The organism is Plantactinospora sp. CNZ321, from assembly GCF_004217235.1.
The window spans coordinates 232,547-257,217 of the sequence record NZ_SHKQ01000001.1; the positions used below are offsets into that span (position 1 = coordinate 232,547).

The following is a 24,671-nucleotide window of genomic DNA, read 5'->3' on the forward strand; positions in this document are numbered from 1 at the left end:
CAAACCCCACCCGGCCGGCGCTGCTCCAAACAGGAACGTTCAGCGTCGACGGACACCTACGGTGGAACGGTCCGAGGTCGTGGCGAGCCACTAACGAGCACGCCAAACTCATCGCGCGTTAGTACTCCAACGTCACTTCGCCTGTCTGCGCTGGTAGTGGGATCGTCGGGCTCGGGCTTGGGATGTTCGTCGCCAGATCGACCAGTGCAGGGTGTGTTCTGGCGGTGGCGATGTGGCGAGGACGAAGGCGTTGAGGAGTCGGCGGATCTCGGCGACGGTCAACGCGATGATCTCCGAGTCGGGATCGGGTTGCTGGGCGGCGAGGATGGTCAGGACGGCCAGGGCGAGCATGGCCAGGGTGATGAACCGGTGCCAGCCGGTCCAGCCGCGGACCTGGTAGTGGTCGAGGCCGACCTGGCCTTTGCCGGTCTGGAACAACTCCTCGATGCTCCAGCGGGAGCCGGCCACGGTCACGAGGGTGTGCAGCGGCACCGGCCGGGGTGACCAGCACAGGTAGAAGGCCAACTCGCCGCTGGTGCGGTTGCGGCGGATGAGCAGCCACCGATACTCGCCAGGGCGGGCGGCCGTGGTGATCCAGGCCCATAGATAGTCGCGGGGCCCTTTCGCGCCCGGCCCGCAGCTGTGCCGCTGCCACTCGCGGGTGGGGATCCGCTCGGCGAGTTCGTCAACGCGGATGAGGGTGCGGCCGTCGTTGACCGCCACGCGTCGGTCGCAGCCGACCGCGAGGACGTAACCGATCCCGCGGTGTTCGAGGTCAGCGCGCAGGCCGGGGTCGGCGCCGTAGACCTCGTCGCCGGTCACCCATCCGAACGGGATTTCGGCGTCCAACGCGGCGGCGATCATCTGTCGGGCCAGCGCAGGCTTCGTGGCGAACCCGACACCGTCCGGAACGCCGGCGGCGGCGAGACGCTCGGGCTGCTGGCACCAGGTCGTCTCGGGTAGATAGAGCCGGCGGTCGATCAGCGCCCGCCCCAGAGGTGAGACATAGGCCAGGAACACCCCGACCTGGCTGTTCTCGATCCGCCCGGCGGTGCCGGTGTACTGCCGCTGCACCCCGACCGAGCACATGCCCTTCTTCAGGAAGCCTGTCTCGTCAGTGGCCAGCACGGCGTCAGGGTGGCCGAGGTGCTCGATCAGCCAGGCCCGCACGTCGTCGCGGACGGCGTCGGCGTCCCACACCGCCGTACGCAGCAGCCGCTGCATCGCCTGCGGATCATCGTGACCTGCCCGTTCCGCCAGGGACCAGCAAGTCTTGCGTTCCACGCGCGACAGCAGCCCTTCCACGAACTGCCCGGCGGTCCGGCGTGGCTCCGCGCGGACGAACCGGTCAGCGACACGCGTCACCGCCTCGTCCAGGATGACCCGCCACTGATCAAGGTCTACGCTGTGGCACACGGCCACCGCACGATCTTCGGTTGTCCTCACAAACCATCGATGATCAACGCGGTGGCCGTCCTCATGCCCACGCCACGCCCATGGCCGAAGCCAAGTGACGTTGGAGTATTAGGCAACACTAAGAGGCGTTGACCTCCGAGCCCCACGGACCTCACGCAATTCACACGTGACGACCCCGAGATCTTCTGGCACGGCTCACTGCGGCCTGCCCCGAGATGACCCACCTGGCCGCCGTTGTCGCCGGCTTCGCCGAACTCCTGACGCCCAAAGCGGGAAACACCGACAGGCTCTCGCTCTGGATCGCCCCGGTCCACGCGGCCGATCTACCCCACCTGCACGCCTTCATCCGAGGCCTGGAACAGGACCGCGACGCTGTGAACGCCGCGCTCACGCTTCCGTACAGCAACGGCCCCACCGAAGGCGTCAACACCAAGACCAAACGGATCGCACGCCAAATGCACGAACGAGCAGGCTTCACCCTGCTCCGCCACCGCATCCTCCTCGGACAGCAGCACTCTCCGTCACCACCGAAAGCGACACACAGCAAATGCGAGTTCATGCAGCTCGCACATCGAGATTCATTTTGAATTTCTAGCGACGAACGCCGCCCAAATGGCCTGTAAACTGCCGGAACCTCGATCCAACAAGTGCGACTGGAGTACTATTTCTCAGGTTCTGGCCTCCACGCTACGAGGGGAAGGGCACTAGCGCAGGAATCAGCAGCGCCAGCATAACCCAGATGCCGAGGATCCAATACGTATGGCGCCGCCATGGGAACGCGGGAACAGCACCACCGCCAGCCAGCGCCGGAACGACTTCTCCAGCCCGGGCCCGTTCTATCTTACGCGCTGCCCGGCGTGCCCCAGGATAGCCCAAAACACGTCCGACAAGCGACGCCTGGAAGGCGTAGCAGTCAATTTCACTGCCCCCTTCGGTCCTGACGACGAGACCCCGCTCAGTCGAAACCCCACTGACTTCTCCCCAAGAAATGCGGTGAGTCGATCCTGGATTAACGACTACCAGGCCGACGGCAGTCGCTTCTACATAAGAGAACATCGTAAACAGCGCTATAAGATAGCAGACGACGGTGAGGAACGTGGCGACAGTCACGAGCTCGGCCCAGCTGTTCGCCGGATTCAGGCTGAACATCACCATCATAAAGACGCAGAGCAGACAGAGCAGGAGCCCACCCGCCCAGTTGGTCCAACTCCTCATTGCCATCCCATCGTCACCAACGGTCAGGGCCGTTGGTCGCGGCCCACATGTTCGCGTTACCAGACAGAGCTGGAAGTGTAGCAACCGGATCGAAGGTGTTGATCAGCTGCTTGGACCTAGTGGACGCATAACTCAGAGCCGGAATTGAGTGAATTACATCATCCGTTACGTACCCTGCGTTGATCACCGATATTGGGGCCCTGGCCCTGACCGCGTTGCCCATCACAGTCGTGCGAGTCGGCATCTTCTCGGCTAGGCCCGGGTTGAATTTCCAGGGGGTGTCCCGCAGGTACGCACGTCCGGATCCAGCCGCCGCCCGAGCCAGTCCAGCACCGGCGATAATGAAGGCAGCGTCAGTAATGTGCCCGCGCCAGTTCATTTCGGAAAGATCCCAGTCGTTTTTGTAACCGTCCACGAGAACGCCGCCAACAAGGGCCGCTCCGGCGACGACGGTGCAAGCGCCAGCGGACGCGACGATACAGACGACACCTCCTACCACGATCAAGCCCTTACTGATGCCAAGACCATCGGCTGACACCCAGCCAGCAATGAAACCGAACGGGTGGTGCCGGCAATCCCTCGCCAGCACCACCCGTTCAAAACACATCACCCGACCGTCGACCTACTCCCACACGCCCCGCGACGCACCCCCGGACCGGCCGAGCCGATGCCGGCCGCCGGCCGGCGGCGCGGCCGTCGTTTCGGTGTGGGATGCGCTGGGTACCACCGGCGACCGATGAAGCTGACACCCCTGCACGCCAGCCGGCTCCGCCGTACCGCACGGCACCGGTTCGGTTGGCGATCGCTGCGCCCCGACCAACTCACCGCGATGCGTGCGCTGATGCGCGGCCGGGACGCTCTCGTCGTACTGCCGACCGGGGCCGGAAAGTCGGCCGTCTACCAGGTACCGGCGACGCTGTTGCCCGGACCGACGGTGGTGATCTCGCCCCTGCTCGCCCTCCAGCAGGACCAGATCACCGCGCTCAACGACCGTGGCCGACCGGAGCTGCGCGCGGTACGGATCAGTTCGGCGGAGAGCCCCGGGCAGCAGATCGCCGCCCTGGACGAGATCCGGTCCGGCCGGGCCCGGTTCCTCTTCACCACCCCCGAACAGCTCAGCAACCCGGACCGGCTGGCCGAGGTACGCGCGCTGCGCCCGGCCCTGGTCGCGGTCGACGAGGCGCACTGCATTTCGGCCTGGGGGCACGACTTCCGTCCCGACTTCCTGGCGCTGGGGCACCTGATCCGGGAGCTGGGCCGCCCGCCGGTGGTCGCGCTGACCGCCACCGCGTCGCCGCCGGTCCGGGACGACATCGTCAGCCGGCTCGGCCTGCGCAAGCCCCGGGTGGTGGTCTCCGGGCTGGACCGCGCCAACCTGTTCCTGGAGGTGGCGAACTGCGCCACCGAGGACTACCGGTGGCGGCGGCTGCTCGCGCTGCTCCGCGCCGAGTCCCCGCCCGGGATCGTCTACGTGCCGACCCGCCGGGCCGCCGAGGAGTTGGCCGAGCGGCTGACCGCTGCCGACTTCCCGGCGAAGTACTACCACGGCGGGATGCCGGCCGGGGCCCGCGAGGACCTGCACGAGGAGTTCCTCGCCGACCGGGTACCGATCATGGTCGCCACCTCGGCGTTCGGGATGGGGATCGACAAGCCGAACATCCGCTGGGTGGCGCACATGGCGCTGCCGGACGCGCCGGACAGCTACCTCCAGGAGATCGGCCGGGCCGGGCGGGACGGCGAGCCGGCCCGCGCGCTGCTGCTCTGGCGGGCCGAGGACGTCGGGCTGCGCCGGTACTTCAACGGCGGCACCCCGGACCCGGAGGAGCTGCGTGACCTCGCCGCGCTGCTCCGGGAGGGGCCGACCACCCGGAAGGCGCTGCGCGAGCGGACCGGGCTCGGTGCCCGCAAGCTCGGCCAGCTCCTCGCCCTGCTGGAACAGGTGGGCGCCGCCGACACCCGGGCCGACAACCGGCTCGGCAGCCCCCGGTACGCCCCGAAGCCCGTCGACGCGGCCACCGCCGCGCTGGCCGAGGCGGAACGGCAGCAGACGGTGCAGCGCTCGCGTACCGACATGATGCGGGCGTTCGCCGAGACCCGGAGCTGCCGGGGGCAGACGCTGCTGGCGTACTTCGGCGAGCGGCTGTCGAAACCCTGCGGACACTGCGACAACTGCCACGCCGGACTGGACGCCACCGGACGGGACGCCACCGGGTCGAACGGCACCGGCACGAAACGGCGCCGCCCCGGCCGGCGTGCTGCCCGAAACGCCTCCAAAGCCAGCGAACCCTTCCCGGTGCACAGCACGGTCCGGCACACCGAGTGGGGTTCCGGAATGGTACTCAGCTACGAGGGTGACCGGATGACGGTGCTCTTCGACGAGGTGGGCTACAAGACGCTGTCGGTGCCGGTGGTCAGCGAGCAGGGCCTGCTGGAGCCAATTGACGACTGAGCTGCGGTGTCTCGGGGTACGGAGCACAGGACGCCGGGACGCCCGGGACGTCGTACGGCGATTCGGTTTGCCCTCGGGCCCGCCGTGCCGTGGGATGTGATGGTTTGTTCTCAGTGGAGGGAGGTTGCCGTGACCGAGCAACCGCTGTATGCGAGCGAGTTCGGATTCTCCGACGACGAGTGGGGTCTGCTGGTCGGCCTGCCGCAGTCGGTGCTGACCGCGGCGAGCGCCGCCGAGTCGGACGGTGGCCGTCGGACCCGGACGGAGAACGCCGCCGGGCTGGAGAGGATCGCCGCCGGACGGGAGTCGGCCAGCCCGCTGGTCGCCGCCGTCGCCGGAGAGCTGATCATCCGCATCGGTGACCCGGAGGTGGGCGAGGAACTGCCGGTGATCGAACCGGACGACCCGAAGGCGCTGATCGCCGACGTGCTGAGCCGGGCGCGGAGCGCCTCGAAGCTGCTCGCCGGCCGGGTCTCCGAGGGCGAGGCCGGGGCGTACCGGCACTGGCTTCTGACCATCGCCGAGTACGTGGTGACCGCCGCGTCGACCGGTGGGGTGCTGGGGCTCGGCGGCGACGAGGTGACCGAGTCGGAGCGGCGCTTCCGCGACGAGCTGGCGCACGTACTCAACGACTGAGTGCCGGGTACGGCGGTGCCCCGTACCGCGACGGTACGGGGCACGGGTGCTGCTGCGGTCAGCGGGGCGTGACGTCGCGGACGAACGCGCGCCAGGCCGTCGGGCCGAAGGTCAGCACCGGTCCGGCCGGGTCCTTGCTGTCCCGCACGCCGACGATGTCGGGAAGGTTCTTCGCCACCTCGACGCAGGTGGATCCGCCGTTGCTGCTGCGGGTCGACTTCCGCCAGATGGCACCGGTCAGGTCTGCCATGTCGCCGCCACTTCCTTGATCAGTCCGAGGGTCTGCTCGGTGGGCAGGGCTACCGCCCGAATGGCCTCCCACGCCTCTTCGAGGGTATCAATCTCGTCCTGCTGGCTGACCACGTGCGCGCGTAGCCGGTTGTCCAGGTGCGCCGCCGCCCCGGACGGTCCCTTGGCCAGGATGAATCCTCCGGCGAGGCCGACGTGTCCCCCGGCGGTGGCGGGGACGACCTGGATGTGGATGTGCGGGCGCTCGGCGAACTGGACGAGGCGTTCGCACTGCTCGGCCATGATCGCCGGGCCGCCGACGCAGCGGCGCAGCACCGCCTCGTCGACCATGACGAAGAACTGTGGCGGCTTCGAGCCGGCGAGGATGCCCTGCCGCTCCATCCGGGACTGGGTGCGCTGCTCCACCTCGTCGGCGGTCATCAGGCCGCCCCAGCCGAGCACCGCCCGCGCGTACGCCTCGGTCTGCAACAGGCCGGGCACCAGTGCCGGCTCGAACCAGCGGAGCAGCCGCGCCTCCCGTTCGATTTCGAGCCACTCGCGCAGCCAGACCGGCTCGCGGCGGCGCAGTACGTCCGGCCAAAGGTCCCCTATGTCCCGGCCGACGGCCGCCGCGACCTGGGCACGATGTCGAGTCTGCGGAATCCGTCCAGGGGTCACCCACCGTGCCGCCGTCTTGGGGTCCACGCCGATCTGACCCGCGAGCGATTCGGCCGTCTGACCGGTTTCGGCCATCGCGACTTTGAGGGCATGGTTCATTCCAACTCCTTATCGGACGTACCCGGCGATCGAAACCCAATCCGTGGCGCGGTGTGATTGTTCCATCACTGGGCGCAGGCTTCAATCCATGCACCGACACAGGCACCGGCACAACCGCCGAGCCGGCCAGGCAGGCCCGCGAGCGGCCGAGCCAGACCCACAAACGGCGCAGGGCACAGCACGCCGCCCGCCACGTCGCGCTCTGGGCGCGGCGTGACGGGCGGCAGGCCCTTGAGTGGGCGGCTTCCCCTTTCTTGCGAGCGATCAGCGTCGGGTGGTCAACCCGTAGGCGTTGTGCAGCGTCTGCACGATCCGGTTACCCGCGGCGTCCCACGCCTCGGTCCGCAACTTCACGGTCTCCGAGCCCGGCCGCCTCGGGTGGTCCGCCTGGACCCGGTACGTCCCGTCCGGCAGCTGCCTGACGTGCAGCTTCGTCCAGGTCCGGCCGTCGTCGTAGCTCGCCTCCATCCTCAGGCCGGCGATCTTCGGCAGCGCTGCGGTGGTCGGCTGCCGATAGGGCTCGACCGTGAACACGTGCTTGCGACCAGCCGGCAACCGGTTGTCGAGGTTGAGGTCGAGGTCGTACCGCAGGAAGATCAGCGGTTGCACGCCACACTTGTCCACGCAGAGGTCGAGCCCGTCGTAGCCGCGCGGGATCTCCTTGCCATCCGGAGTCTGCGACCGGAAGACCCACTCGCTGTCCACCTTGGTGCCGTACCCACCGTGCGGCGAGATGTCCTCGAAGTGCTGAGTCATCCGGTACGAGGTGGGTCGGTCGGGTAGCTCGTAGTACGGCATCATGCCCGGGATCCCGACCAGGCTCTGCTGGGGCAGCTCCACGCCGTCGGCGTAGAGGTGGATCTCGTCGACCCCTTCGATGCCCTCGAACTCCTTCGAGTTCGAGTAGGTGGTCGGCTGGTCGTAGTGTCCGTCCTCGTCGGCGGTCATCGTGAAGATCGGCATCATGTCGCCGGAGAACCACCCGGTGTACCGGCAGACGGCGCACGGCGGACCCTCTGACAGTACGGCCATCGTCTGCTGGTCAACAGCCAGTGAGCTCGGCGGGGTGGGTCCCTCGCCCCAGGTTTCCACCCCGTTGTGCGGCCGGGTGAAGACCTGGTAGTCGTACATCCCCCCGAGCTGGTACCAGGGCTGGTGACCGGGGCCCTTGACCAGCCACTCCGCCAGGTCGGCGGTGACCACCCGGCGGAACCAGAGGGTGGTGTCGGAGACCGGCCCGATGTGCTGGGTGCGGGCGGTCGGTCCGACCGTCTCCTCCAGGGTCAGCAGGGAGAAGGACGAGGCGAGGGCGTCGACCGGGACCAGGGTCGGCCAAGACGGCAGCGCCCCCAGCTCCTGCGCGACCGGCCGGTCGGCGTGGTACTCCTGCCGGAGGTTCACCAGGTCCCTGTCCCGCACCCGGTTGGTCAGGGAGCGGGGAATCTGGTTCTGCTCCAGGTAGGACAGCGTGTAGACGTCCGGGATGGACGGCTGGCCGTGGTAGTGGAAGGTGGCCTTGCCTCTGGCCGGTCCGTTGCCCCTGGCCCCCTTGCCCCGGGCCAGCCGGGCCTGGATCGCCTTCCCCTCCGCCGCCGGCACCGCGATGGTGGGCAGCGGGAAGACGCTGTACGGCAACTGGAATCCGGTCAGCCGGGGCATCCCCTCGTTGCCGTAGGCGAGCACCGCGGCGGCGCCGGCCCGCGCGGCCCGGTTCAGCGCCGGGAGTACGCTCTCGGCGCCGAGGGACGGGACGACCGACCGGTCACCGACGGCCAGTAGCGCGACCTTGCCGCGCACCTTGGCCCGGGCGAAGTCCGCCTCCTCGCCCGCGCCGACATCGACGATCGGCAACCGGCCCTTGCCGTCCAGCCGCTGCACGCTCGCCGAGTAGTGCTGGTATCGCGGATGCAGGTTGCCCTGTCCCTTCAGCTCCGGAACCCGGGCGGTGAGCACCGGGGTACCGAGCAGGTGCCCGTGTTCGAAGAAGAACTTCCCGACCGTGACCCGCTCGGTCGGCAGCGCCCAGCCCTTGACGCCGTAGGGCGCCTGTCCGGTCACCTCGCCGAAGCCCATCGGTGAACCGTCCACCTGGTGCCAGAAGTTGAAGCTGACTCCGTACTCCTCGGTCGGCCGGTCCGTGCGGACCTCCATCGGTACGGCCCGGTTCATGTCGAGCGTGATCGTGGTGTCGGCGGAGAGTTCCACCTGCGGGTCGGCGAGCGCCACCGCGTTGTTCAACTCGTTGGTGTCGTAGTCGAAGAGGGCGACCGAGGTCACCGCGTAGACGCCCTCGTCCAGGTGTTCGCTCACTGTCGCGGCCGCCGGCAGGATGATCCACTCGCCGGTGTCCACGTCGGTCCGCCGGATGATGACCGAGCCCCGCGCCACGGCGGCGGCGTCCGTCCGGTCCACCACCTTCACCGTCAGGTCGTGACCCAGCGACTCCTTGTAGGCGCCGACCGGCGTCCGCAGGGTCAGGTCGCCGGCCGTGGCGACGATCTGGCCGGAGTAGAGCCCGGCCGTACCCTTCTCCGTGTCGAGCGCCACCGTCACGTCGGCGGTGCCGCCGGCCGGCACCTGCACGCTGGACGGCGTCACCGTCAGCATGCCGGCCGGTGCCGCGCCGTCCGGATTCGCCAGGGCCGCCGTAAGGGCGAGCGTCACCGGCTCGGATCCGGTGTTGCGGTAGGTCACCGTGCGGCTGGCGGAGCCCTGCTGGGGGTACCTGAGCCGACCGAAGTCCGCCGCCGAGGTCGTCGGGACCACCGTCGACCGGACGGCGGCGGCCACGTCGAGCTGGCCGGAGCCGGTCTGGTAGACGGTGAAGCGGTCGTCCTTCGCCGTACCGATCAGCGCCGCCTTGAGCTGGGCCGCGGTCCAGTCCGGGTGCTGCTGGGCCAGGATCGCCGCGGCGCCCGCCACGTGCGGGGTGGCCATCGAGGTGCCCGACATCGGCTGGTGGCCACCGCCCGGCTTGGCCGCGACGATCTCGAAGCCCGGCGCGGCCAGTTCCGGCTTGAGCGCGTAGTCCCCGAGCCGGGGACCGTTGCTGGAGAAGTTGGTGAGCTGGCCGGACTTGTCCACCGCCGCCACGGTCAGCGCCGCGTCGGCCGCCCCGGGCGAGCCGACGCTGCGGGGCGCTCCCTCATTGCCGGCAGCGATCACGAACAAGGCACCGGTGCTGGCGGTGAGGGTGTTGACAGCCATGCTCACCGGGTCGGTGCCGTCGGTGGGGTCACCGCCGAGGCTCATGCTGACGATGTCGGCGTCCTGGTCGGCGGCGGCCCACTCCATCCCGGCGATCACGTCCGAGTCGTAACAGTTGCCGCCGTCGTTGCAGACCTTGCCGACCAGCAGGTTCGCTCCGGGTGCCATGCCCCGGAAGCTGTCGCCGGTGCTGGCGATGGTGGCCGCGACGTGAGTACCGTGCCCGTGGCCGTCGGCGACCGTCTGCCCCTGCACGAAGCTCTGGCTCGTCACCACCTTGCCGGCGAGGTCCGGGTGCTGGGCGTCGATGCCGGTGTCCAATACCCCGACCCTGACCCCGGTGCCGTCGAAGCCAGCCGCCCACGCCTGCGGCGCACCGGTCAACGGGACGCTGACGTCCAGCGACACCCGGGCCGTGCCGTCCAGCCACAGCCGGTCCAGGCCGGCACCGAGCTGCCCCGGCCTGGGCGACACCTGCGCCCAGAACGCTGCCGCCTCGTTCTTCGCCACGTCCAGCGCGGCACCGTTGATGCTGTCGAGGGCCCGCACCTCCCGGCTGCCCGGCAGTTCGTCCGCCCTGGCCCGCAACGTCTTCTCGGCCGTCGCCCTGGAACGGGCCGACCGCAGGTCCGGGCCAGCCCCCTGATAGCCGACGACGACCGGCACGGTGGCCGCCGAGCCGTCCGTGCGGTTCTCCGCGATCAACCGGCGGACGTCGAAGAGCCGCCGGTCCAGCCGCCCGGCCGCGACCAGCTCCGCCGCGTCCGACGGCAGCACGTAGAGGTTGTCCTGGTCGACCAGCGCCCGGACGAGGACCTGCCGGCCGTCCGGGCGGGCCGACACCTCCGTCTCGACCTGGGGCTTGCCGGAGGCGGGGATCGTCACCTGCACCCGGTCGCCGGTGACCAGCGTGATGTCGTGGACCTGCGGTGCGCCGCCGGCAAGCTCCCGCAGTGCCGGGATGACCGGCCGGGCTGCGGGTGGTTCGGCGTTCGCCGGGGCGCTGGCCACCGCCAGCGGCAGCGCCACGAGCAGGGCCGTGGCGAAAGCGGTATATCGACGGTATGGGTGCATCTGCTCTCCTACCTGATCTGTGTGCCGCGGATTGTGATCCCCCGCCGTCCCGGCCGCCTCCGCCGTGCCCGCGTGCCAGGGGTCGCTGGCGAGCAGGAGCGGTCAGATTCCCGATCGCTCACAACGGCAGCCAGTCTTCGTCAGTCTGTCCACTTTGGGGCTTCTCCGTCGGATCGTCGTCGTCGACGGCGGCGGTGACCGCAGACGGTGAAGGACCCGGATTCGGATTCGGCTCCGGGGCCGGGGGCAGCTTCGGCCCTGGGTCCGGATTCGGATTCGGCTCCGGGGCCAGCTTCGGCTTCGGGGCCGGCTTCGGGTCCGGGTCGACGTCGGGCGGGGATGCTCCGGCATTCACGCTTGCAGCGTGCGCAGGTCAACGCGGCGTAGCAATGGCGGGAAGACCGCCAACTAATTGGTCGGCGTACCACCAACGGTGGCGGGTGCGCCGCGCATCCGGTCCCGGACCTGCCGGCGGGATCCCGCATCGAGCTTGCGGGTCACCGCCGCGACGTGCTTCTCGACGGTACTGACCGACAGGTACAGCGCGTCCGCGATCTCCTGGTTGGTCCGGCCGTCGGCCACCAGCGCCGCGACCTCGCGCTCGCGCGGCGAGAGCTGGTCACCATAGCCGCGCCGCCCCCGGCGGTGCCGGGCCGGGACGGCGACTCCGTACCGGCGGGCGGAGCCGGCGGCCCGGTCGAGATCCCAGCTGGCGCCCAGCCGCTGGTACGTCGCCAGCGCCGTACGCAACGACTCACCCGCCGCCGCCGGGTCCCCGCCGGCGAACTGACTCCCGGCCGCCCGCTCCCAGGCCTGCGCCGCCTCGTACGGGCAGCGCAGCCGGTCGTACTCGGCGGCGGCGGCGAGCAGTCCGATGGCGGCGGACCGGTGCCGCCGGCACGCCGCCGCGAGCACTCCCCGGGAATGCCGCAGAGCAGCCCCGGCCAGCGGGACGTCCAGGGCTCGCAGTTCCCCGGCCGCCTCGGTGAGCAGTTCCCGAGCACCCGCCAGATCACCGGCGAGGACCAGCGCCTCGGTCATCGCCGGCAGGCAGCGGGCAACCGGAGCCCAGATGCCGCGTCGCCGGATCACCGCGATCTGCTGCCGGGTCATCTCCGCGGCTGCCGCCGAGTCGCCGTCGGCGAGCGCGAGACGAAGCGCGGCGGCGGTGCCGAGGCCACCGTGGCTGAGCACGGCCGAGCCTTCCGTGGCCGGCGCACCCAGCCGTTCCCGTGCCTCGGCCAACTCACCCCTTGCCAGCCGCAGTCCACCGGCGATCAGCTCCACCTCGGTACGCGCCGGTACGAAGTCGACGAGTTCGGCGAAGAGCCGCTCCACCCTGGGCAGCAGGCCGTCCCACTCGCCGGTGCAGTAGTCGAGGAGGGCCCGGGCCGACAGCAGGCTGGCGGCGCGCTGCGGCAGCTCCCAGGCTCCGGAGTACGCCAACGCCCGGGCGACCAGCTCGGCCGCCCGGTCGTGGTGGCCGGCATAACACGCCTCGACCCCGATCGCGTACCACGCCCACGCCTCGACCCGGTGCTGCCGTCGCGCCGCGCCCGGGTCGGCCTCGGCGATCCGGGCGAGCCGGTCCAGCAGCTCAAGCCATTGCCGGTCACCGTTGAGGACCTGCACCATCGCCACCTTGCCCAGCATCCGGATCTGGTCCTCCACCACGGCGACCCGCGCCAGCTCGGCCAGGGCCCGTTGTTGCCAGTCCCGGTACTCCGCCAGGGGCACGTCCAGGTCGAGCGGGATTCCCAGGCAGGCCATCGCCCAGGCCCGCAGGTCGTGCCGGTGGGGATCGAGATGCTCCACCGCCACCCGGCACAACTCCCGCTGCCGGTGCAGATCGCTGCGACCCGCGTCCATCGCTATCGCGGTCAACAGGGACAGCTCGCCCCGGACCGGCGAGCTCAGCTCCCGGTCGAGAACCCCCAGCAGCAGGTCCACGATCTCCTCGTCACCGCTGGTGTCGGCGGCCAGCGTACGGCCGAGGGTCACCGCGAGCCGCCCCGCCCGGTCGGCGTCCAGCGGTGCGTCCCGGAGCACCTCCTCCAGCAGCCGGACGGCCTGCGCGCCGTGCCCCACCGCCAGCGCCTGCTCGGCGGCCCGCTCGGCGGCATCCACCCAGGCATCCGTCCGGCTCCCCCGGCGCAGATGCGCGGCGATCCGGCCCAGCGGTGGCGGGTCCAGCAGTTGCAGCGCGTCCGCCGCCTGGGCGTGCAGCCGGGCACGCCGGACCTCGGGGATCGCGTCGTAGACCGCCTGGGCCGCGAGCACGTGCCGGAAGCCCACCCGGTCACCCTCCTCCGCCAGCACCCCGGCGGCCAGCGCCTCCTCCACCGCGCGCCACACCCGCGGTGCGGGCAGCCGGCAGGTGTCGGTGAGCACCTCCAGCGGCACGAAGCCCTGCAGGACGGCCGCGCCGGCCAGCACCGACCGGGTTTCGGGCGCGAGGTGGCCGATCCGTTCGAGTACCTGGTCCCGGATCCCGGCCGGTACGTCCAGGCGGTCCAGCGCACGACGGGCCCAACCGCGCTGCCGGTACATGATCTTGCCCTTGGCACGGAGCAGCGCCAGCAGTTCCTCGATCGCGAACGGGAGGCCGGAGGCCCGCTCGCAGAGATAGCCGGCGAAACCCTCGGAGATCCGGTCGATGCCGAGGATGGCAGCGGCCAGGGCGCCGGTGCCGGCGACGTCCAGCGGCGCCAGACGTACGTGGGCCTGGTGCACCACCGCCGGCAGGCGGGCCGGGATCGCGCGGACCTGCGCGGCGACCTCCTCGTCCCGGTAGGTCAGCACCAGCGACAGCTCCGGCGGCGGATCGGCCAGCAGGTAGCGCAGGAAGTCGGGGGTGTCCGCGTCGGCCCAGTGCAGATCCTCCAGCACCAGCACCAGCGGCCCCGCCGCCCGGAGCAGCTCGACCAGCGCCCGGAAGACGCGATGCCGCTCGACCCGCCGGTCGGAGGTCGGCTCCGGCAGCGGCGGCAGCACGTCGGTCAGCTCCGGCACCAGGGGGCGCAGGGCGCCGGTCACCGTGGACAGGGTGGCGCCGCGCAGTGGTCCCCGCAGCTGACGAACGGCCTCGATCACCGGAAACAGCGGGAACGGGTCACTCACCCGCCGGCACGCCGCCACCACGACCGGCGCCCGGGCGTTCCGCTCACCGGAACGCAACTCGTCCACCAGCCGGGTCTTGCCGATGCCGGCCTCGCCCTCCACCACCACGAGCGAGGGCGGCCGACTCGTCGCCTCGACCAGCGCCGCCAGCTCACGGTCCCGACCGACCAGCGCCACCGCGGAGATCGCGGCGGGCTCGCCGGATACGGAGGAGGACGTCGCCGCCGTGCTCATGGCGCCTCCCGTCGCTAGCCAAGATTGCTGGCATTGTGGCACGTCAGCAGGCCGCTCAGGGTTTTCCAGCCGGGGCGTTTGCCGGCTCGACGCGCGGCGTGCCCGGCGGGTGGATCCGACCGATCGACGCGGGTCGCTACCGGGCGAGCAGCGCCAGGACGGCGCGTTCGGCCTCGGCGTCGGTGCTGCCCGGGCCGACCTCGGCGACGGTGCCGCTCCGATAGAGGTCGATCAGACGAGGGTCCACATAGGAGGCCCGAGCCACCGCCGGGGTGTTGCCGAGCCGCCCGGAGACCCGGCGCATCACCTCGGCGATCACCCGGCGCCGGGCGGTCACCGACTGCTGCGGCCCCGCCTCGGCGAGTGCCCGGGACGCCCACAGGGTCGCGTGCCAGGTGCGGAAGTCCTTCGCCGTCATCTCGCCGCCACTCGCCGTCCGCAGGTATTCGTTCACCTCGTCGCTGCGTACGTCCCGCCAGCCGCGGCCGTCCCAGTACCCGAAGAGTCGCTGGGCGGCCCGCCGCCGCCGGCGCAGTTCCCGCAGCACCCGGCAGGCCTCGGTGTCGTCGATCCGCAACACCTGGTCGATGCCACCCTTGGCCGGAAACTCGAAGACCACCGCGCCGTGCCGGGTACGCGTGTGCTCGGGTCGGAGCGTCGCCACCCCGTACGTCGGGTCGTCGCCGGCCGCGTACTGGTCGCTGCCGATCCGGAAGGTGCCCATGTCCAGCAGCCGGGCCACCGTCGCCAACACCCGGGGACGGCGCAGTCCGCGCCCGGCCAGGTCGGCGCAGACCTGTTCGCGCAGTACCGGCAGCCGGGCGGCGACCTCCAGCACGTGGTCGAACTTGGCCTGGTCCCGCCGCAGCCGCCAGGTCGGGTGGTAGAGGTACTGCCGGCGCCCGGCCGCGTCGACCCCGACCGCCTGGATGTGCCCGGCCGGATGCGGACAGATCCAGACGTCCTTCCAGGCCGGCGGGATCACCAGTTCGCGGAGCCGGGTCAGCTCGTCCCGGTCCCGGATCGGCCGCCCGTCGGTGTCCAGGAAGACGACGCCGCGACCGTGCCGGCGCCGGCCGTAGCCCGGGGCCGACAGGTTGCTACGCCGTAACCGCACGGTGGCCCCGCCCCATCCGGTCGACCTCGCCCGCGGCCGCCAACACCTCGTCCACCTCGATCGCCGCGAGCGCCGGATGGACCCGGGACGAGTCGTCCGGGTCTGCCTGGCGCGTCGGCAGCGGGCCCGGCGAGCGGTGCAGGGCCCGATGCCATGGCCGGTCCGGCGGCGGGCCCCAGAGCTGCGGCCGGATCGGTCCGAACAGCACGACCGATGGCGTCCGGTACGCGGTGGCCAGGTGCGCGACCCCGGTGTCCGTACTCAGCACCAGGCGGGCGTGCGCGACCACGGCGGCCAGCTCGACCAGGCCGAGCCGACCGGCGAGCACCGCCGTGTTCGGCAGTCCGGCCCCGGTGGCCACCCGCCGCACCAGGTCCCGCTCGTCCGGCGAACCGGTCACCACCACCCGGTGCCCGGCCCGGGTCAGCTCCCGGGCCAGGGTGGCGAACCGGGTCGCCGACCAGCGGCGCGCGGTGCCCTTCCCGCCGGGGTGCACGACGGTCACCCCGACCGGTACCCGCCGGGGCGCCGGGCGGCGCAGGTCCAGGTCGTCCGGGTCGCACTCGACGCCGTACCAGCCCAGCAGCCGGCACCAGCGGCGTACCTCGTGCTCCTCGGCCCGCCAGTACGGGCCGTCGAGGTGACCGGCCTCGGCGCAGTGGAAGCCGCAGAGCCGCCGCGGACCGGCGGAGGCGAGCAGCCGGTGCGACTGCGGCCCCCGGCCGTGCAGGTTGACCGCCCAGTACGGTGCCGGCCCGGCCCAGCGGACCGGGTCCAGCCCGTCGGTCGGCAGCACGTTGTCGACGTCGCCGACCAGCTCCACCAGTGGGGTGAGCCAGCCCGGGGCGGCCACCGTCAGGGTGTGCTCCGGGAACGCGCCGCGCAGCCCGCGCAGCGCCGGCACCGCCGTCGCCAGGTCACCCACCCCGAGCGCCCGCAACACCAGGATCACGGATAGGACGTTTCCCGGTCGGCGCAGACCACCATCTCCCGGATCGCGCACCCGGGCGGCTGGCGCAGGGCGAAGAGTACGGCGTCGGCGACGTGCGCCGGATCGTTCAGCACCGCGTCGGCACCCGGCCGGTACCGCGGGTCGCGCTCGTCGAAGAAGGCCGTACGCATCCCGCCCGGCACCAGCAGCGTCACCCCGACCGTCCCGGCCAGTTCGGCGGCGAGTGCCCTGGTGAAGCCGACCACCCCGAACTTGGCCGCGCAGTACGCGGTCGCGTCCCCGACCGCCTTGACACCGAGGGTCGAGGCGACGGTGACCACGGTGCCGTGCGAGCGTTCCAGGTAGGGCAGCGCGGCCCGGATCACCGCGGCGGTGGCCAGCAGGTCGACGGTGACGACCCGCTCCCAGGTCTGCGCCGGCACCTCGGCCAGCCGCCCCGGTACGTCGACTCCGGCGGCGGTGACCACCCCGGCGAGCCCGCCGGCCTGCTCGGCGAGTTCCCGGGTGGCCGCCTCGGCGGCCCGGGTGTCGGAGAGGTCGCAGTGCACCCATGGCACGGCCCCGGTCGGCGCCTGCCGGTCGAGCACCAGCGGCCGACCGCCCGAGTCGGCGATCGCGGCCACCACCGCCGCGCCGAGCCCGCTGGATCCGCCGCTGACCAGGACCGCCCCGCCGAGCCCTCCGGCGCCGCTGCCGGTGGCGGCCGGCAACTCACCCGGCGGGGGCGCCAGCGCGCCGCCGGCCCCGTCGAGACCGCCGCTCACCGGGCCCGTCCCACCGGTCGGCGGCCGGCCCGGGCGGCGGCGATCATCCCGGTGGTCGAGCGCCCGTCCAGATAGGGCACCACCACGGTGTGGCCGCCCCAACGCTGCATGATCTCGGCCTCCGGCAGGTCCGGCCCGTCGGCGCCGGTGCCGTAGTCGCCGCCCTTGACCCAGATGTCCGGCCGTAGCCAGGACAGTGCCGCGTGCGGGGTCGACTCGTCGAAGACGACCACCGCGTCCACGCAGCCGAGCGCCGCCAGCAGCCGGGCCCGGTCGGCGTGCCGGACCAGCGGCCGGTCCGGGCCCTTCAGTCCGGCCACGCTGTCGTCGGAGTTGACGCAGACCACCAGGCAGTCCCCGAGTTGCCGGGCCGCCTCCAGGGTGGCCACGTGTCCCGCGTGCAGCAGGTCGAAGCAGCCGCCGGTGGCCACCACCGTGCCCCCGGCCGCGCGGACCCGGGCGACCACCTCACCGGCGGCCCGGGGGCCGATCCGGTCGCTCCAGTCCACCGCCGTGATCCGCACGGTGTCGGTGTGCTGGGCGCCTCCGGCACGGCTCGGGTCGACCGCACCGGACCGGCCGACCGCACCGGAGCGCCCGACCGGGCCAGCCCCGCGCACCGCGCCGGGCCGGGCCGCCGTCGTCCCCGCGCCGCCGGCCACCGCGACCCGGGCCGGAGCCGCCGGTACGGCGTTCGCCACCCCGCCGGCCGCCACGTATCCGGACGCCTCGGTCACGGCCTGCTGCACCGCCTCGGAGACCAGCGCGCCGTCGGCGAGTGCCACGGTGGCGGCGGCGGCGAACCGGTCACCGGCACCGCAGGTGTCGCCGTCGGCGCAGGTCGGCGACGGCACCACCAGCGGGGTGGAGCCGGCGTGCGCGAGCAGGGCACCCTCGCCGCCCATCGTCACCGCCACCGCGCCGACCCGCCAGCGCTGGCGCAGCGCCTGGGCGCACCGGGCCGCGCTGACCAGTCGGGAGCCGCCGGTCGTCACCCCGGCGAGTTCCCGGGCCTCGACCTCGTTCGGGGTGGCCAGCCGGACGCCGGGCGTCGCCACCGGACCACGCGGATGCGGGTCCCAGACGATCGGCGCGGCGGTGCCGGCCAGCGCGGTACGCAGGGTCGGCAGCCGGGCCACGCCCCGGCCGTAGTCGCTGACCAGGATCCCGGCCGCCCCGGCCAGCAGCTCGAGTACCGCCTCGCTCGGCTCGCCGGGCGGACCGGCCGGCCCGCCCCGGTCGTGCCGGAGCAGCACCCGGCCCCGGGTCCGCAGCCGGACCTTCTCCGGCGTCGCCCCGGGCAGCGCCAGCCCGTAGACCTGCACCCCGGCGGCGGTGAGCAGGTGGCTCAGCCGGGCACCGCCCTCGTCGTCGGCGAGCGCGGTGACCAGGGCGACCTCGTAACCCCGACCGGCGGCGAAGAGCGCGGCCAGCCCCGCCCCGCCCGGCCGGTCGACGCTGTTGTTCTCGTCCAGCACCGGCACCGGCGAGTCCGGACAGAGCCGGTTCACCACGCCCTCGACGTCCCGGTCGAGCAGCGTGTCGCCGACGACCACGATCCTTCCGGTCACGGCACCTCCTCGGACCCGCCCGGCCGGAGCGTTCCCGGCACCCGCAGCACCAGTTCGTCCTCCACCCCGGACGGGCGTACCGGTCCGGGGCGGCCGGCCGGGCCGGTGGCCGGCGACGCCGCGCGGGCCACCGCCGGGGCCGGGCCGGCATGGCTGGCCGGGCCGAACGGCACCGGCAGGTACGCGTCGACGTAGCCGCAGAGCACGTGCGCCGAGACCAGGTGGAGTTCCTGCACCACCTGGCTGTCCGGGCAGGGTACGGCGAGCACCTCGGTGCAGGCGTCGGCGAGCGGGTTCGGCGTCGGGCCGGTCAGCGCCCAGCAGCGCATGCCCAGCTCCCGACCGGCCCGGGCCGCCCGGACCAGGTTGGCGCTGCGCCCGCTGGTGGAGAGGAGCAGCAGGACGTCGTCGGGTCGGCCGTGCGCGCGTACCTGCCGGGCGAAGACCTCGTCGAAGCCGTAGTCGTTGCCGATCGCGGTCAGCGAGGAGGTCTCGGCGCAGAGTGCGATCGCCGACAGCGGGGCCCGGTCGTCGCGCAGCTTGCCGACCAGCTCGGCGGCGAGGTGCTGCGCCTCGGCGGCACTGCCCCCGTTGCCGGCGACCAGGATCCGGCCGCCGCCGGCGAGCAGCCGGGCCAGTTCGTCGCCCCAGCGGGCCAGCCGGGCGGCCTCGGTCCGGTATGGCACCAGCGCGGCGGCGAGCCCGGCCAGGTGGCGGTCCAGCACCTCCATCGACCCGGTCATCCGGCGACCACCCCGCTCGGCCGGCGCACCTCGCTGACCGCGGTGTAGACGGCGACGATCTGGTCGGCGGTACGCGTCCAGGAGTACCAGCGGCGGGCCCGGTCCAGCGCGGCGGCGGCGTACCCGAACCGGCGTACCCGGTCGGCCAGCAGGTCCCGGACGGCGGCGCCGAGCGCCTCGGGATCGCGCGGCGGCACCAGGTCCCCGGTGCGCCCGTCCACGACCGTGTCGGTGAGCCCGCCGACGGCGGTGCCGACCACCGGTACCCCGCAGGCCATCGCCTCCAGCGGGGTCAACCCGAACGGCTCGTACCACGGCGCGGCGACCAGCACGTCCGCCGACCGGTACCAGTACGGCATCTCCTCGCGGGGCACCGCGCCGATCAGGCGTACCCGGTCGGCCACCCCGACCTCCTCGGCGAGCGAGCGCAGCCGGCGGACCTGGGGGTCGTGGTCGACCTCGCCGGCCGGTGGCCCACCGACCACCACGCACTCGGCGTCCGGGACCAGCGGCATCGCCCGGATCACGTCCTGGTAGCCCTTCCGTTCCACCAGCCGCCCGACGGTGAGGATCCGGGGCCGGCCGGGCACCCGGGGCACGGCCGGACCGTCCGGCGAGAAGGTCTCGTCGTTGACCCCGGACGGGATCACCGTCATCCGGGCCTGCGGTACGCCCATCCGGACCAGCTCGCGGACCTCGTCCTGGCTCTGCGCGATGACCCGGTCGACGGCCCGGCCCAGCGCCCGCTCGTAGCCGACCCGGCGGGCCGGGCTGGTGTCGGCGGCGCCCTGGTGCCGCCGCTTCACCGTGCCGAGCGCGTGGTACGTCTGCACCACCGGGATCCCGGTCTGCCGCCCGGCGGCGATCCCGGCCAGCCCGCTCATCCAGAAGTGCGCGTGCGCGACGTCCGGCACCCACTCGTCGCCGCGCCAACGCGCCACCAGCCAGCGGCTGAAGTCCTTCATGTACGGCAGCAGCTCGTCCTTGGCGATCGGCTCCGGCGGCCCCGCCGGTACGTGCACCACCTCGACCCCGTCGCGCAGCCGTACCGCCTCCGGCGCGTCGGCACTGTCCCGCCGGGTGTAGACCCGCACGTCGTGACCGGCGTCGGCGAGCGCGGCGGAGAGCTCGGCGACGTGCGTGTTCTGGCCACCGGCGTCCTCGCCGCCGAGCACCGCGAGCGGGCTGGCGTGCTCGGAGATCATCGCGACGCGCATAGTTCCTCCTCCAGCAACCGGTCCCAGTCGGTGAGGAACCGGTCCAGGCCGTACCGGGCCTGCGCGACCTCGCGGGCCCGCCCCCCGAGCTGGCGGGCGGTCTCGGGCTCCGCCACGAGCTGCCGGGTGGCGGCCAGCAGGGTGTCGAGTCGGGTGGAGAGCACACCCGCCCCCGGCGGTACCGCCTCGACCGCCTCGGTGGCGGCGAGCACCACCACCGGCATGCCCATGGCCATCGCCTCGATCAGGCTCAGCCCCAGCGACGTCCACCGGCACAGGTGCAGGTACGCCCGCCGCCGGCCGATCTCCGCCTGCATCCGCCCCTGCGGCAGGTCGTCGTAGACGGCGAGCCGGTCGGCGGGGAGTCCCAGCCGGTCCGGCAGCCCGGCGACCCCCATGCCGAAGACGTCCAGCGGGGCGATCCCGGCGAAGAGTGGCAGCAGGTCGGTGCCGGTGACCCGCCAGCGGCGCACCGGCTCGTTGACCACCACGGCGAGCCGGTCGAGTTCGCCGGTGTGCTGCGCGGTCGGTGCCACGATGCCGTGCTCGACCACGGTGGTCCGGGTGGTGCCGGTGTCCCAGTACAGCGCGTTGAAGTGCGTGACGTGCGCGATCAGCAGATCGTCCCGGTCGGCCAGCGGGTGCCGGCTGTTCGGCACGTCCCCCTGCTTCGGGGTGTTGTGCTCGACGAAGACCGCCGGAACGTCCCGGCCGATCCGCCGGCCCAGCCACTGCGCGACCAGGTCGACCTCCTCCGGCCGTTGCAGGATCACCAGGTCGACGTCGGCGGTGGCCAGCTCCTCCGGGGTCACCTCGTCGACGGTGTCCGGCCACCGGTAGGTGCGGGCCCGGCCCAGGCCGTACGGGCCGCGGTCCGGGGTGACCGGGACGAGGTACCGGTGCTTGCCGTGCACGAAGGCGGTGGTCCAGGAGCCGTGCACGTGCCAGAGCAGGATGTTCACCGCCGCACCTCCTCCGCGCCGGCCAGCGCCACCGCAGCCGACGGCGGCGGGCCCGGCGGTGCCGCCGGGGCGGGGCGAGCCAGGCCACCGCGTCGGGCGGCGGCGCCGAGCAGCCGGACCGCCTCGACCACCTCGCGCGGCTCGATGTCGGACAGGCACGGGTGTCCGGGCACCGGGCAGGTGGTGGCCCGGGTGTGCCGGCAGCCCGCGGCGGCGACACCGAGCCGCACGGTCGGCACCCGGTACGGCCCCCACTGTCCGAACGGGACGGTCGGGGCGAAGAGGCTCACCACCGGTACGCCGAGCGCGGCGGCCAGGTGTGCCGGGCCGGTGTTCCCGACGACCAGGCAACCCGCCCGGGCGATGATCGCGGCCAGCCCGGTCAGCGAGGTCTGCCCGCCCAGGTCGATCCCGGTACGCCCGGCGACCCGGGCGGTCAGCGGCCGCTCCCCGGGACCGCCGGTCACCACCACCCGATGCCCTGCGCCGGTCAGCGCCGTGACGATCTCGGCACACAGTTCGGGCGGGCAGGCCCGGGCCTGCACCGACGACCCGGGGTGCAGCACGACGTACCCCGGCTCCGGCAGGGTGCCGTCGGCGGGCGCCGCACCCGTCTCCGCGCGCAGCCGCAGCACCGGCTCGTCCCCGGGCGGCAGCACGAAACCGGCCGCCGCCGCCAGCGACAGCGCCCGCTCGGCCTCGGGGACCCCCGGCGACACCCGGTGCCGCACATCGAGCAGCGAGCCCGGGTAGTCCGGGCTGATCGCCGAGATCCGGCCCACCCCGGCCATCCGCAGCACCAGGGCGAGCGGCAGCGCGGACTGGTGGAACGAGGTGAACAGCACCGCCTCGTCGGCCCCGGTGTCGGCCAGCCGGGCGGTGAGCCGGTCGACCTCGGTCCGGTCGACCGGGCCGGGTTCCGGGTCGATCCAGGGCAGCCGCCACTCGACCAGCTCGTCGATTCCCGGCAGCAGTTCGGCGGCGGCCCGGCCCCGTGGCCCGCAGAGCAGCACCACCCGGTCGGCACCGGCGGCGACCGCCCGGATCGCCGGGCCGGTCACCAGCACGTCCCCGGCCGAGTCCGGCCGGGCCACCAGCACGCAGCGGGGGCGTCGGGGCGGGGCGCCGGGAGCCGCGCCGCCCAGCGTGGAACGGTGCCGACGGAGGATCAGGTCGACCGCGCCGCGCAGGTCACCGGCGACGGCGGGCGCGGCGGCCACCTCGTCCGGCCGGGTGGCTGGCGTCGGTACCAGTACCGCGCTCGCGCCGGCCGCGCCGGCAGCGGTCATGTCGGCACCGATGTCGCCGACGAGTACGCAGCGGGTCGGCTCGGTGCCGAGCGCGCGGGCCGCGTCCAGGACCATCCCGGGTGCGGGCTTGCGGCAGTGACAGCCACGCGCCCCCGGGGCCGGTTCGGCGTGCGGGCAGACCTGCCAGGTGTCGAAGGGCCCCAGAAGTTCGTCGACCCGGGCATTGACCCGGGCCAGATCGGCGGAACTGAACCGGCCGCGGGCCACCCCGGACTGGTTTGTCACCACCCCCAACCGCAGCCCTGCGGCACGGAGCCGGTCGAGCGCATCCCGGGCGCCCGGCATCGGCCGGACCAGGGCCGGATCCCCGTTGTACGGCACGTCGTGCACCAGCGTGCCGTCCCGGTCGAAGAGCACCGCGTCGAACAGACCAGCCCTGGCCCACACCCCGGCCGGGCCACCGTGCGGTGCCCCTGACCTGCACTGATGCGGGTCGACCTGGTCGTTGCGCACGGCCGCGGGTTCCCGGGAGCAGGAGGAGTAAACATCAATTCGTCCCGGCCCGCGGGGCGCGCCGGACCCGTCCGACGTCCCCGTCGGGCCTGCGGTCCGCTCTGGTCGTCGTCGCGGTCAGCTCTGGTCGTCGTCGCCAGTCGGCATACCCCGGGTGGGTCGCCGCTATCCAGAGCCGAACCGTTACCCGGCCGCCAACCCCGGATTTTCGGGCCGCCACGTGAGGTTCACCGAGGTGCGGGCCGGTATGCCCCTTCCGGCCCGTGTTGCGGCCCGCGCGTTGTGTCAAGTTAGGCTTTGCCCCTGACCGCTGTCGGCCAACCGAGGATGCCCCGATGATCGAACCCGTGCAGCTGCCATCTCCCTGGCGGGACGTTCGCCTGACCGTCGTCGTCCCCACCTACAACGAGGCGGGGAACCTGCCTGTGCTGGTCGAGCGACTACTCGCATTGCCGCTGCCCGGGCTGCACATCCTGGTCGCCGACGACAACTCCCCGGACGGCACCGGCGAGGTGGCGGACAAGCTCGCGATCGAGCATCCGGACCGGATCCAGGTCCTGCACCGCGCGGGCAAGGAGGGGCTCGGGCGGGCGTACGTCGACGGGATGACCCGGGCTCTGGAGTCCGGTGCGGAGTACGTCGCGCAGATGGACGCGGACCTGTCCCACCCGCCGGAGGCGCTGCCCGGGATGCTCGGTTCACTGCTCTCCACCCGGGCCGGTGTGGTGATCGGCTCCCGGTACGTCCCCGGCGGGCAGCTCGACGAGGCGTGGCCGCTCTACCGGCGGGCGCTCAGCGGTTGGGCCAACTTCTACGTGCACACCCTGCTCCAGGTGCGGATCCGGGACCTCACCGCCGGCTTCAAGATCTGGCAGGCGGACGCGCTGCGCGACATCGGCCTGCACCGGGTGCAGTCCAACGGATACAGCTTCCAGGTCGAGATGCACTACCTCGCCACCAAGCTCGGGCACACCATTCTCGAGGTGCCGATCCGGTTCCAGGAGCGCCTGGACGGCGACTCGAAGATGACCACCGCGACCAAGATCGAAAGCGCCTTGATGCCGTTCAAGCTGCGCGGACGGCACCGCAACATCACCCGGTCGTCGAAGGCGCCCTCCATGGTCGGGGACCCGGCGTCGACCGAGGTTCCGGCATCGACCGTGCCGCCGGCACCCGCTCAGGTCGCGGCACCTGCTCAGGTCGCGGCACCTGCCCAGGTCGCGGCA

Annotated in this window: 16 protein-coding genes and 2 pseudogenes; 4 read left to right on the top strand and 14 right to left on the bottom strand. The window is 72.7% G+C overall.

The genetic code is table 11. The annotated features are described in order from the left end of the window. Positions 1-132 precede the first annotated feature (132 nt). Positions 133-1,422: an IS701 family transposase gene (locus tag EV371_RS01025; protein ID WP_486484425.1), complete on the bottom strand. Its 1,290-nt coding sequence runs from the start codon at positions 1,420-1,422 to the stop codon at positions 133-135. A 170-nt stretch (positions 1,423-1,592) separates the two neighbouring features. Between EV371_RS01025 and EV371_RS01030 the strand changes: the two are divergent. After that, positions 1,593-1,922 (top strand): annotated as a pseudogene (locus EV371_RS01030) (transposase); the annotation flags it as partial. A gap of 722 nt (positions 1,923-2,644) precedes the next feature. Here the strand turns inward: EV371_RS01030 and EV371_RS01040 are convergent. After that, on the bottom strand, positions 2,645-3,238 hold the full coding sequence (locus EV371_RS01040; protein ID WP_207230373.1) for a hypothetical protein: 594 nt from the start codon (positions 3,236-3,238) through the stop codon (positions 2,645-2,647). A gap of 129 nt (positions 3,239-3,367) precedes the next feature. Here EV371_RS01040 and EV371_RS01045 point away from each other — a divergent pair, with 129 nt between their 5' ends. Together EV371_RS01045 and EV371_RS01050 are read left to right on the top strand one after the other, a co-directional pair. Further along, entirely contained in the window at positions 3,368-5,080 is a 1,713-nt protein-coding gene (locus EV371_RS01045; protein ID WP_130460375.1) for a RecQ family ATP-dependent DNA helicase, read from the top strand. A 129-nt stretch (positions 5,081-5,209) separates the two neighbouring features. Beyond that, a complete protein-coding gene (locus EV371_RS01050; RefSeq protein WP_130460376.1) occupies positions 5,210-5,716 on the top strand; it encodes a hypothetical protein in 507 nt (168 codons plus the stop codon). A gap of 58 nt (positions 5,717-5,774) precedes the next feature. On the opposite strand, the gene EV371_RS01055 is transcribed toward EV371_RS01050, so the two are convergent. From EV371_RS01055 to EV371_RS01110, 12 genes are all read right to left on the bottom strand, one after another. Then, positions 5,775-5,966 carry a DUF397 domain-containing protein gene (locus EV371_RS01055; RefSeq protein ID WP_130460377.1) on the bottom strand — a complete coding sequence of 64 codons (192 nt, stop codon included), beginning with the start codon at positions 5,964-5,966 and terminating at the stop codon, positions 5,775-5,777. Continuing rightward, positions 5,954-6,721: a Scr1 family TA system antitoxin-like transcriptional regulator gene (locus tag EV371_RS01060; RefSeq protein ID WP_130460378.1), complete on the bottom strand. Its 768-nt coding sequence runs from the start codon at positions 6,719-6,721 to the stop codon at positions 5,954-5,956. Before EV371_RS01060 ends, EV371_RS01055 begins: the two co-directional genes overlap by 13 nt. 264 nt (positions 6,722-6,985) lie before the next feature. Then, positions 6,986-10,957: a S8 family serine peptidase gene (locus EV371_RS01065; RefSeq protein ID WP_165436573.1), complete on the bottom strand. Its 3,972-nt coding sequence runs from the start codon at positions 10,955-10,957 to the stop codon at positions 6,986-6,988. A gap of 453 nt (positions 10,958-11,410) precedes the next feature. Continuing rightward, a complete protein-coding gene (locus EV371_RS01070) occupies positions 11,411-14,356 on the bottom strand; it encodes a helix-turn-helix transcriptional regulator (RefSeq protein WP_130460380.1) in 2,946 nt (981 codons plus the stop codon). A gap of 136 nt (positions 14,357-14,492) precedes the next feature. After that, on the bottom strand, positions 14,493-15,473 hold the full coding sequence (locus EV371_RS01075) for a DNA topoisomerase IB (RefSeq protein WP_130460381.1): 981 nt from the start codon (positions 15,471-15,473) through the stop codon (positions 14,493-14,495). Continuing rightward, entirely contained in the window at positions 15,457-16,425 is a 969-nt protein-coding gene (locus EV371_RS01080; protein ID WP_130460382.1) for a glycosyltransferase family 9 protein, read from the bottom strand. Before EV371_RS01080 ends, EV371_RS01075 begins: the two co-directional genes overlap by 17 nt. Then, positions 16,422-17,135, bottom strand: coding sequence for an SDR family NAD(P)-dependent oxidoreductase (locus EV371_RS01085; protein WP_130465563.1), 714 nt, complete (start codon positions 17,133-17,135; stop codon positions 16,422-16,424). Before EV371_RS01085 ends, EV371_RS01080 begins: the two co-directional genes overlap by 4 nt. A gap of 50 nt (positions 17,136-17,185) precedes the next feature. Further along, the gene (locus tag EV371_RS01090; protein ID WP_486484898.1) at positions 17,186-18,745 is read right to left on the bottom strand and encodes a PfkB family carbohydrate kinase; all 1,560 of its coding nucleotides are present in this window, start codon (positions 18,743-18,745) and stop codon (positions 17,186-17,188) included. Positions 18,746-18,756: 11 nt separating this feature from the next. Then, a complete protein-coding gene (locus EV371_RS01095) occupies positions 18,757-19,503 on the bottom strand; it encodes an SIS domain-containing protein (RefSeq protein WP_130460384.1) in 747 nt (248 codons plus the stop codon). Next, positions 19,500-20,720 carry a glycosyltransferase gene (locus EV371_RS01100; protein ID WP_130460385.1) on the bottom strand — a complete coding sequence of 407 codons (1,221 nt, stop codon included), beginning with the start codon at positions 20,718-20,720 and terminating at the stop codon, positions 19,500-19,502. Before EV371_RS01100 ends, EV371_RS01095 begins: the two co-directional genes overlap by 4 nt. Then, positions 20,705-21,682: a glycosyltransferase gene (locus EV371_RS01105; protein ID WP_130460386.1), complete on the bottom strand. Its 978-nt coding sequence runs from the start codon at positions 21,680-21,682 to the stop codon at positions 20,705-20,707. Before EV371_RS01105 ends, EV371_RS01100 begins: the two co-directional genes overlap by 16 nt. Further along, positions 21,679-23,379 (bottom strand): HAD-IIIA family hydrolase, encoded by a 1,701-nt coding sequence (locus EV371_RS01110; RefSeq protein WP_486484899.1) that lies wholly within the window; start codon positions 23,377-23,379, stop codon positions 21,679-21,681. Before EV371_RS01110 ends, EV371_RS01105 begins: the two co-directional genes overlap by 4 nt. Before the next feature lie 401 nt (positions 23,380-23,780). Between EV371_RS01110 and EV371_RS01115 the strand changes: the two are divergent. Beyond that, positions 23,781-24,545, top strand: a pseudogene (locus EV371_RS01115) (polyprenol monophosphomannose synthase); the annotation flags it as partial. Between the last annotated feature and the right edge of the window lie 126 nt (positions 24,546-24,671).

Excerpts from the sequence above, each read along its gene's own strand:
- EV371_RS01040 (WP_207230373.1), bottom strand. The coding sequence starts at position 3,238 with ATGTGTTTTGAACGGGTGGTGCTGGCGAGGGATTGCCGGCACCACCCG.
- EV371_RS01045 (WP_130460375.1), top strand. The coding sequence starts at position 3,368 with ATGAAGCTGACACCCCTGCACGCCAGCCGGCTCCGCCGTACCGCACGG.
- EV371_RS01060 (WP_130460378.1), bottom strand. The coding sequence starts at position 6,721 with ATGAACCATGCCCTCAAAGTCGCGATGGCCGAAACCGGTCAGACGGCC.
- EV371_RS01100 (WP_130460385.1), bottom strand. The coding sequence starts at position 20,720 with ATGCGCGTCGCGATGATCTCCGAGCACGCCAGCCCGCTCGCGGTGCTC.
- EV371_RS01055 (WP_130460377.1), bottom strand. The coding sequence starts at position 5,966 with ATGGCAGACCTGACCGGTGCCATCTGGCGGAAGTCGACCCGCAGCAGC.
- EV371_RS01070 (WP_130460380.1), bottom strand. The coding sequence starts at position 14,356 with ATGAGCACGGCGGCGACGTCCTCCTCCGTATCCGGCGAGCCCGCCGCG.
- EV371_RS01095 (WP_130460384.1), bottom strand. The coding sequence starts at position 19,503 with ATGACCGGGTCGATGGAGGTGCTGGACCGCCACCTGGCCGGGCTCGCC.